Below are 8,110 nucleotides of genomic sequence, written 5' to 3'. Positions count from 1 at the left end.
TACTTCCTCGTACCGCTGGCGCTGGCAGTGTGCCACGCGGCCTGCGCCATCGGCGTGCTGTCCGATTCCATGTTCGATGCCATCGGCGTGAGCACCTTCACTCCCATCATGATGGCCGCCGGGCTCACCATCGTCATCTACGGCGGCTATATGCTCGTCACCTACCTGGCCGCCCGCGGCATCGTAAGAGGCGCTCTGCGGGAGGGGTAGTTCCCCAGGGCCGGACATCCCACTCCGCCCCTTTCCTTCCCCAGCCCGTGCAAAGTAACGTCTTTTTGCGGCCGAAACGTACAAAGCGCCCCCGAATAAGCGGTTTCTCGCCACGGGGGCGTTACTTTGCACGGATATGGTGAGGCCGCCAGAAGAGGAGCGCGGGGGCGGTATGATGAGGGGGTACGACGTGGGACTTGAGTGGAAGGACTCTCTATGGAATACCAGCAGCTTCAAGATGAGATCAAGGCGGCCATGAAGGCGCGCGACAACCACCGCCGCGACATTCTGCGCCAGGTGCATACCGAGCTGAAGGCCATCGAGGTGAACGAGCGGCGCGACGTGACCGAGGCCGATGTGGACGCCATGCTGAAGCGCGTCATCAAGCAGACGAAGGAGACGCTGGACGGTTCCATCAAGGCCGGCAACAACCAGGAGCGCACCGACGCCCTCACCGCGCAGGTGGCCATTCTTGAGGAGTACCTGCCGAAGCAGGTGGCGGGCGACGAGCTGGCGGCGCTCATCGACGCGGTGCTGGCCGACACCGGCGCCACGTCCAAGAAGGAGATGGGCCGTGTCATGGGCGAGCTCACGAAGCGCACCGGCGGCAACTTCGACAAGGCAGCCGCCGCCCAGCAGCTCGGCTCCAAGCTGAACTAGAGCGCAGCCGCTCGTGCCGTCGCATCAGAGGCACCTCTTCGCAATGTAGGACAACCAGCGGTTGCGCGGCAAAGGACTACGTAGCAGCCGCTGCAAAACAAAGGACTACGATAGCAGCCGCCGCAGCGCCTCCTCGAAGGAGGAATGGGACGCAGCGGCCAGAAGGGCGTCCTTCTCGTTGCGGGACAGTTGCTTGAAAACGTATTCCGCGTGCATGGCATCGTGCTTGGTGGCAAACTGCGCATAGGCCAGCAGGCTCACGGGCAGCCGGGCCCGCGTGTACTTCGCACCCTTGCCCGCATTGTGCACCGCCAATCGCGCCTGCACATCCACCGCATAGCCCGTATACAGCGACCCATCAGCGCATTCCAGCACGTACATATAGTGACTTCTCTGCTCCATCTTCACCTCATCACCGGATCGCCCGAGGGAGTCAGCGAGGCTTCGGCAGGTCCGTTCGTCCCGTCAGGGCGAACGGACCTAGTAGTACCGATAGTACGCCGCGCAGCTGCCTTCGCTGCTTACCATGCAGGGGCCCACGGGGTTTTCCGGCGTGCACACGGTGCGGAACAGGGGGCAGTCGTTGGGAGCCATGATGCCGCGCAGCACGTCGCCGCAGCGGCAGCCCTTGTGCTCGCGCACGGGCTCCACCTCGGGCCTGAAGCGGCGCATGGCATCGAAGTCGGCGAACTCTTCTCGAATGCGGTAGCCGCTGCCGGGAATCTCGCCCAGGCCGCGCCAAGTGGCGGGGCAGGTCTCGAACACCTCGTCGATGGCGGCCAGGGCCACGGGATTGCCCTCGGCCATGACGCCGCGGGCGTAGGCGATCTCGATCTCGGCCCGACCCTCGTGCAACTGCCGCATAATCATGGCGATGCCCTGGAGCACGTCCACCGGCTCGAAACCGGTGATGACACCGGGAATGCCGTACTTCTCGGCCAGGAATCGGTACGGCTCCACGCCGATGATGGTAGACACATGGCCCGGCAAAATGAGGGCGTCCAACTTCAGAGCCGGGTCGTTGATGATGACCTCCAGCGCCCCCGGCATATTCTTGTGGGCACCGTACACGGTGAAGTTCTTAAGCCCCATGGCCTTCGCGCGCTTGATGGCCATGGCCACGAGCGGCGTGGTGGTCTCGAAGCCCACGCCCACGAAGACGATCTGCCGATCGGGATTGTCGGCGGCCAGGCGCAGCGCATCCAGCGGCGAGTAAACGATCTCCACCGATCGTCCGGCCGCTTGCTCGGCCAGCAGGCTGGAGGTGGAGCCGGGCACCCGGGTCATGTCTCCGAAGGTGGCGATGGTCACCTCGGGCACGCGGGCCAGGGCGATCACCTTGTCGATGTCGTGGTTGCTGGTGACGCACACCGGGCACCCCGGCCCCGAGGCCAGGCGTACCCCTTCGGGCATGAGCCCGCGAATACCGTTGCGTGCAATAGCCACGGTATGGGTGCCGCACACTTCCATCAGCGTAGCCGACGCGGGGGCCAGCGCCTGGATGGACTCGATGAGCCCGCGAGCCAGCTTCGGATCCTTGAACGCTTTCAGTTCTTGTTGCATGGCGTCCATGCTTGCAACCACTCCTTCAGGGATGTACAATACGGACAAGCGGAATGCCCGAGGCACCGGGCACGACTGCTTCACATTACCAGTATTAATGTGATGAAGAGCCGTTCTTCCTATGCGAGGGGCGGCTTTTTCATTGCCGGCTGCCCTTCTAAATCGGCCAGCTCGGGGAACTGCTTGATGAGCTCGATGGTCTCCTGGGCGAACTGCTCGTCCACCACTTCGATGGCGAAGCCGGCGTGCACGAGCACGTAATCGCCCACTTGGGCCTGGGGCGTCAAGTCGACGGAAATCTCGCGGCTCACACCGAGAATGTCAACAGTGGCCAGGTTGCCCTCTTCGAGCGAAGCCACTTTCGCGGGAATTGCCAAGCACATACGCTACCTCCAATGCCTATCTCATTGATGCATTGTCGCAGGTTCGCCCCAGGAAGTCAGCGAGGTTTCGGCCAGACTCCCTACTTGCCCGAACGGGAGGAGGCCACCACCGCTTGCCCGAGGCTGATACAGCCGTCGTTGGGCGGAAGATCGCGGTTGATGGCGGCCGTGAAGCCGGCGGCAGCCAGATCGGCCAAGACATACTCCACCAGGTAGCGGTTCATGAACACGCCGCCCGACAACACCACGGTCTCAATGCCGTACAAAGCCCGCACTAGTTCCGCGGCCATCACGATGGCGCTGACCATGGCATCGTGGAACCGCCGCGCGATGATGGACACGGGCACACCAGCGGCCACGTCGTCCAACAGAGCGCGGAACGGAGCCTCGGCATCCAGCAACAGCACCGAGGTGTCTTCGGCCGTGCTCGTCTCGGTGGCGGTGTTTTTCTGGGCCGTCACCGCGTAGCGCTCGCGGGCCACCAGCTCGTCTTCCCCGGCCACACCGGCGGCCTCTTCGGCGGCCGCAGCCCCCGGCTCGGCAGCGCCGGCTAGCTCCATGGCCGCCTCCAGCAAGATGGCGCCTTCTCCCTCGTAAGAGGGCTCGGTGCAAATGCCGAGCAAGGCACTGGCGGCATCGAACAAGCGCCCGACCGACGAGGTCATGGGCGTGTTTAGCCCCCGCTCGATCATCCTATCGCATACCTCGGCCTCCTCACCCAAGGACGCAAGGGCCGCCTCAGCGGCCGGATGTTCCAGCAGGTCATAGGCCCACAACACGCCGTAGGCCATGCGCAGGGGATGCTTGATGGCCGCCGCACCCCCCGGCATGGGCACGTAGGCGAAGTTGGCGAAGCGCTCGAAGGCCTGGCGGTTCGCGAGCAGCACTTCGCCGCCCCAGATGGCCCCGTCGGCCCCGAAGCCCGTGCCATCGAAGGCGATGCCGCACACGGCGTCGGTCAGCCCGTGCTCGGCCATGGCCGACACGATGTGCGCATGATGGTGCTGCACCTCGGTCACGGGCAGGCCCTGGTGGTGGGCCCACTTGCTCGTAAGGTACTCGGGGTGACGGTCGCAAGCCACGGCAGTCGGGGTCATCTCGAAGAGGCTCTCGAAGCGATCCTTCGTGGCCAGCCATGCATCGTAAGTCTCGGCATTTTCCACGTCGCCGATATGCTGGGACACGAACCCATCAGTGCCGCGCAGCAGCGTGAAGGTGTTCTTCTGCTCGGGCCCAGCCGCGAAGACGATGCCCTCGGCGGGATCCACTCCCTCGGCAGTCACCGACACGGGCACGGGAGCATAGCCCCGGGCGCGGCGCAAGAACTGGATAGCGCAGTCAGGCTCAGCGGCGCCCTCGCTCCCTGGCACGCGAATGAGCCGCACCACCGAGTCGTCGAAACGCGTGAGAATGGGACGGTTATTCCCCAGGAAGGCATCGGCAATGCCGGCCAGCTTCTCGCGAGCCTCCTCGTCGGCGATGCAGATGGGCTCGTCGTGCACGTTGCCCGAGGTCATGACCAACAGGGGAACCCGGCGTCCCGGCGTGTCCGGCGTCTCGCTGCGCACCGCCGCTGGCTCGGCCGCCTGCCACGCGGTAGCGAAGTCGTGCATCAGCAGATGCTGCACCGGCGTGTAGGGCAGCATGACGCCCAGCTCCGACAGTCCGTCGGCCAAACCCGCGCCGATGGCCGCACCGGACCGCTTGCGCAGCAGCACAATGGGCCGCGTGGAACCGGTGAGCACCGCTTCCTCTTCCTCGCTCACCAGGCACAGCGCCCGCGCATCATCCAGGGAGCCGGCCATTACCGCCAGGGCCTTTCCGTCGCGGCGCTTGCGGCGGCGCAGCTCGGCCACGGCCTCGGCATTGTTGCCATCGCACACCAGATGGAAGCCCCCCAGCCCCTTCACAGCCAGAATCTTCCCCGCCATGAGCATATCCACCGCTGTCGCGAAAATGGCATCGGACTCCTCGCGAGTCTTTCCCCACACAATATTAAATTGAACTTCTCCCTGGTCAGTATCTGTCAGCGAGGTTTCGACCGGTACCTGTAATTCGCTTGAAGAGCGGCCGAGCGGCCTTTGCGCCGCGAGGGAAAGCGCTGAACGTGAAGGGCAGGCGCCCGTCGGAACCGCAGCATCGGCCTCGTTCGTTTGCCGCCAGGCAAACGAAACAGACGGCCCGCATTCAAAGCACGCATCGGGCTGGGCGTGGAAGCGGCGATCCAGCGGGTCGGCGTATTCCGCGGCACAGCGCTCGCACATGGGAAAGGCGGCCATGGACGTAGCGGCGCGGTCATAGGGCAAGTGATCGATGATGGTGAAGCGCGGGCCGCAGTTCGTGCAGTTGATGAAGGGGTAGCGATAGCGGCGGTCATTCGGGTTGAAGAGCTCGTTCACACAGTCGGCGCAGGTGGCCAGCTCGGGCGACACCAGGGTGGTCTCGGCCACGGCCTCATCGTCGGAGAAGCGAATCTCGAAGCTGTCGAAGTCCTCCAGGGGCACTTCCTTGATATCGATCTCTTCCACGCGCGAAGCCGCCGGCGGATTGTCGGACAGTTCCATGATGAACTCGTCCACCAGCTTGCCCTCGCCCTCGGCGTGGATGTACACCCCATCGGCCGCGTTCAGCACCCAACCGTTGATGAGGTACTTCTTCGCCATGCGATAGACAAAGGGGCGGAACCCCACCCCTTGTACAATGCCCTTCACATGAATGTCAACCGCGTCGATCATGAGCTGCTCCCTTGCTTTGCGCGTTGTCGCGCGATATACTACGGACAAGCGGAAAGCCCGCTGCAACCGGGCACGACTGCTTCACATTACCCTATTTAATGTGATGAAGAGCCGTTCTTCCTATGCGAGGGACGGCTTTTTCATTGCCGCCCGCTTGTCGCGGCTACTGCCGCAAGCGCACGGCCAACTCAATCACCGCTACGATAACCAAACAAAACGTCAAGAGCTCCATCCAGCTAACGTACATAGCTGCTCCTTCCTGCGAAGGAAGCAGTCCGCTTGTCCGTGCGCGCAAGTGTAGTGTAATACAACGCAGCTTTCAACTCAGGCAGTGCGCAGCCCACCAGACTGAATTGTCACGTTAAGGGGCAACGGGAAACGCCCTACGCCGCAGGAGGCGCCTACCCGATGGCCGGCTCGCCCGGCGTCTCCTCGTCGGCGGCCACTGCTTGTGCCTCGATGGCTTCAGCGCCGTTGCCGTCATCGGCCCCCTCGCCGGCCTCGGGCTCGTCGGCGAACTCGACCTCCACGGCAGCCTCGCTCGCTTCAGCCGCCTCCACCACCACCGTGGCCTCGGTCAGTTCCTCGTCCTCAGCTGCTGCGGCGGCCTCGGCCAGCGCCCGATCGGCCAGGATGTCGGCGATCGCGTCCTCCACCACCTGGGCCAGAAGGCGCAGAGTCACGCCCGAGTTGTCGGGCAGGTGCAGGTGCACGCAGCGGCGGCCGTGCTTCGCCAGGGTCACCAAATCGCCGGCGGCCTGGGCCTTCGCCAGGTCGCCCAGGCTGGCGGCCGGGCAGCCCTCGGGCAGGGGGATGTCCTTCAGCTCGTCGGCCGACAGAATGAGGAAGACCCCCATGTTCGGGCCGCCCTTCTGCAGCTGGCCCGTGGAATGCAGGTAGCGCGGGCCCACCTCCAGGCACGACACCACGCCGAAGGCCTCGGCCACACCATGGCGGATGGTCTCGATGGCCTCGCGGCGCCCCTCGCCCGTGAAGGGCAGAAACGCGTTCAGCGCGAAGAAGTCGCCGGGCTGGATGGAGGACAGCAGCGCGTAGAGCGTCTCGTGCAGATCCTCGCAGCCCTCGAACATATCGCCGTAGGTTACCTCCACGCGGCCCATGTCCACGGCCTCGGTAAACACCTCGGTGAAGGACGGCTCGGGCTGGCCGTTCTTCAGAATCTCCAGCACCTCGGCCTTGGCGGAGGCCACGTCGGGCTGGTCGAAGGGGCACACGCCCATGAGATAGCCGCACATGGCGATGGCGTACTCCCACATGACGAAGTGCTCGGCCAGCTCGTAGACCGACTCGATGCGGTAGTTCAGGCGCGGGATGGCGTTGTCGATGTAGGCGAGGCTCATCTCGAAGTTGCGGCTCTCGTCCCACAGGTCGGTCTTGGTCTGGTACATGATGACCGAACGGTCGCCGGGGTCCTCGGTCAGCAGCAGCGAGTCGATCTCGATGCTCGGCAGGATGCCCTGGCCCTCCTTGCCCAGCGACTCGGCCACCAACTGCTCGATCCACAGGCCCAGCACGCGGCCGCGGCGGGGGGTGAGGAACGAGAACTTGTTGCGGCCCTTCAGGTAGTTGTCGTAGAGGAAGGCGGCCAGGCCGATGGCCGGGTTGTCGATGGCGTCCTCGGAGCAGGCCTCCTCGGCGGCGCAGGCATGGGCCATGAACTCGTCCAGGTCGATGCCGGCCAGGGCCGCGGGCACCAGCCCGAACACTGACAGGGCCGAGAAGCGGCCGCCCACGGTGGGCTCCCCGGGGAACACGGCGCGCCAGCCCTCCTCGCGAGCCACCCGATCCAGTTCGCTGCCGGGATCGGTGATGGCCACGAGGTGCCGGACGGCCTCCTCCTCGCCCAGGGCCCTCGCGAACTCGGCCCGCACGGCCTCGAACAGCATGCGCGGCTCGATGGTGCCGCCGCTCTTGGACGAGATGATGACCAGGGTATGCTCCGGCTTGCAGACGGTGAGCATCTCGCGCACGCGCACCGGCGAGTCGGAGTCGAGCGTCTTGAAAGACACGCGATTGGAGTCCGGCTTGTTGTACTTGGTGATGGTCATGGGGGCCTGGGTGGAGCCGCCCTGGCCGATGAGCATGACAGTGTCGATGCCCTCGGCCACGGCCTCGTCGGCGAAGGCCTGAATCTCCCCCAGGTCGCACAGGGGACTCGTGGCCAGGTCGGCCCAGCCCATGTACTCGGCGGCGCACTGCTGCGCGGCCTCGGAGAACTCGTACAGCGTGGCATCCTTGGCGTGGATACGGCTCGCGGCCCGGGCCTTCACCAGGGTCTTCGCGGCGGGGTACAGCTTCTCGATGTCGACGGAGAGCATGGCGCTCCTCTTCTCTCTGGGCAATTTCCGCCAGCCAGCAGAATTGCAAACGGGCCCCTTGCGCCTGGCACCGGGGCCCCTCCTCGTTAATCTAGTGGAAATATTCTAGCAAAGGCCGCCGAAGCGCGCCCGTTTTCCCACAACCCTATGGCGGTTCTGTGAACGGGAGAAACAAAACGGACCCCCGTCATGTGAGAGTCCGTCAGTTTCTTGATGGAGA

At 64.7% G+C, this 8,110-nt stretch carries 7 protein-coding genes; 2 read left to right on the top strand and 5 right to left on the bottom strand.

What is annotated here, in order from left to right; translation table 11 throughout:
• Together ACTOXK_RS08135 and ACTOXK_RS08130 are read left to right on the top strand one after the other, a co-directional pair.
• On the top strand, window positions 1–210 hold a 210-nt coding region (locus tag ACTOXK_RS08135), incomplete at its 5' end, for a hypothetical protein (protein WP_482277694.1).
• A 216-nt stretch (window positions 211–426) separates the two neighbouring features.
• On the top strand, window positions 427–870 hold the full coding sequence (locus ACTOXK_RS08130; RefSeq protein ID WP_482277693.1) for a GatB/YqeY domain-containing protein: 444 nt from the start codon (window positions 427–429) through the stop codon (window positions 868–870).
• Between the two features lie 105 nt (window positions 871–975).
• Here ACTOXK_RS08130 and ACTOXK_RS08125 read toward each other — a convergent pair whose 3' ends face one another.
• From ACTOXK_RS08125 to ACTOXK_RS08105, 5 genes are all read right to left on the bottom strand, one after another.
• Window positions 976–1,272, bottom strand: a complete 297-nt coding sequence (locus ACTOXK_RS08125) for a GIY-YIG nuclease family protein (RefSeq protein WP_482277692.1) — start codon at window positions 1,270–1,272, stop codon at window positions 976–978.
• A gap of 78 nt (window positions 1,273–1,350) precedes the next feature.
• On the bottom strand, window positions 1,351–2,442 hold the full coding sequence (gene hypD, locus ACTOXK_RS08120; protein WP_482277691.1) for a hydrogenase formation protein HypD: 1,092 nt from the start codon (window positions 2,440–2,442) through the stop codon (window positions 1,351–1,353).
• Between the two features lie 110 nt (window positions 2,443–2,552).
• Window positions 2,553–2,816: a HypC/HybG/HupF family hydrogenase formation chaperone gene (locus tag ACTOXK_RS08115; RefSeq protein ID WP_482277690.1), complete on the bottom strand. Its 264-nt coding sequence runs from the start codon at window positions 2,814–2,816 to the stop codon at window positions 2,553–2,555.
• Between the two features lie 80 nt (window positions 2,817–2,896).
• Window positions 2,897–5,551: a carbamoyltransferase HypF gene (locus ACTOXK_RS08110; protein ID WP_482277689.1), complete on the bottom strand. Its 2,655-nt coding sequence runs from the start codon at window positions 5,549–5,551 to the stop codon at window positions 2,897–2,899.
• 401 nt (window positions 5,552–5,952) lie between these two features.
• Window positions 5,953–7,890 carry a glucose-6-phosphate isomerase gene (locus ACTOXK_RS08105; RefSeq protein ID WP_482277688.1) on the bottom strand — a complete coding sequence of 646 codons (1,938 nt, stop codon included), beginning with the start codon at window positions 7,888–7,890 and terminating at the stop codon, window positions 5,953–5,955.
• Window positions 7,891–8,110: the final 220 nt, after the last annotated feature.

It is taken from the genome of Adlercreutzia sp. (assembly GCF_056795635.1).
The sequence above is the reverse complement of the archived record's forward strand: the minus strand, read 5'-3'. Positions and strand labels throughout refer to the sequence as shown.

Bases quoted from the DNA above. Each gene is read 5' to 3' on its own strand.
- ACTOXK_RS08105 (WP_482277688.1), bottom strand. From the start codon at position 7,890: ATGCTCTCCGTCGACATCGAGAAGCTGTACCCCGCCGCGAAGACCCTG.
- ACTOXK_RS08110 (WP_482277689.1), bottom strand. From the start codon at position 5,551: ATGATCGACGCGGTTGACATTCATGTGAAGGGCATTGTACAAGGGGTG.
- ACTOXK_RS08125 (WP_482277692.1), bottom strand. From the start codon at position 1,272: ATGGAGCAGAGAAGTCACTATATGTACGTGCTGGAATGCGCTGATGGG.
- hypD (WP_482277691.1), bottom strand. From the start codon at position 2,442: ATGGACGCCATGCAACAAGAACTGAAAGCGTTCAAGGATCCGAAGCTG.
- ACTOXK_RS08130 (WP_482277693.1), top strand. From the start codon at position 427: ATGGAATACCAGCAGCTTCAAGATGAGATCAAGGCGGCCATGAAGGCG.
- ACTOXK_RS08115 (WP_482277690.1), bottom strand. From the start codon at position 2,816: ATGTGCTTGGCAATTCCCGCGAAAGTGGCTTCGCTCGAAGAGGGCAAC.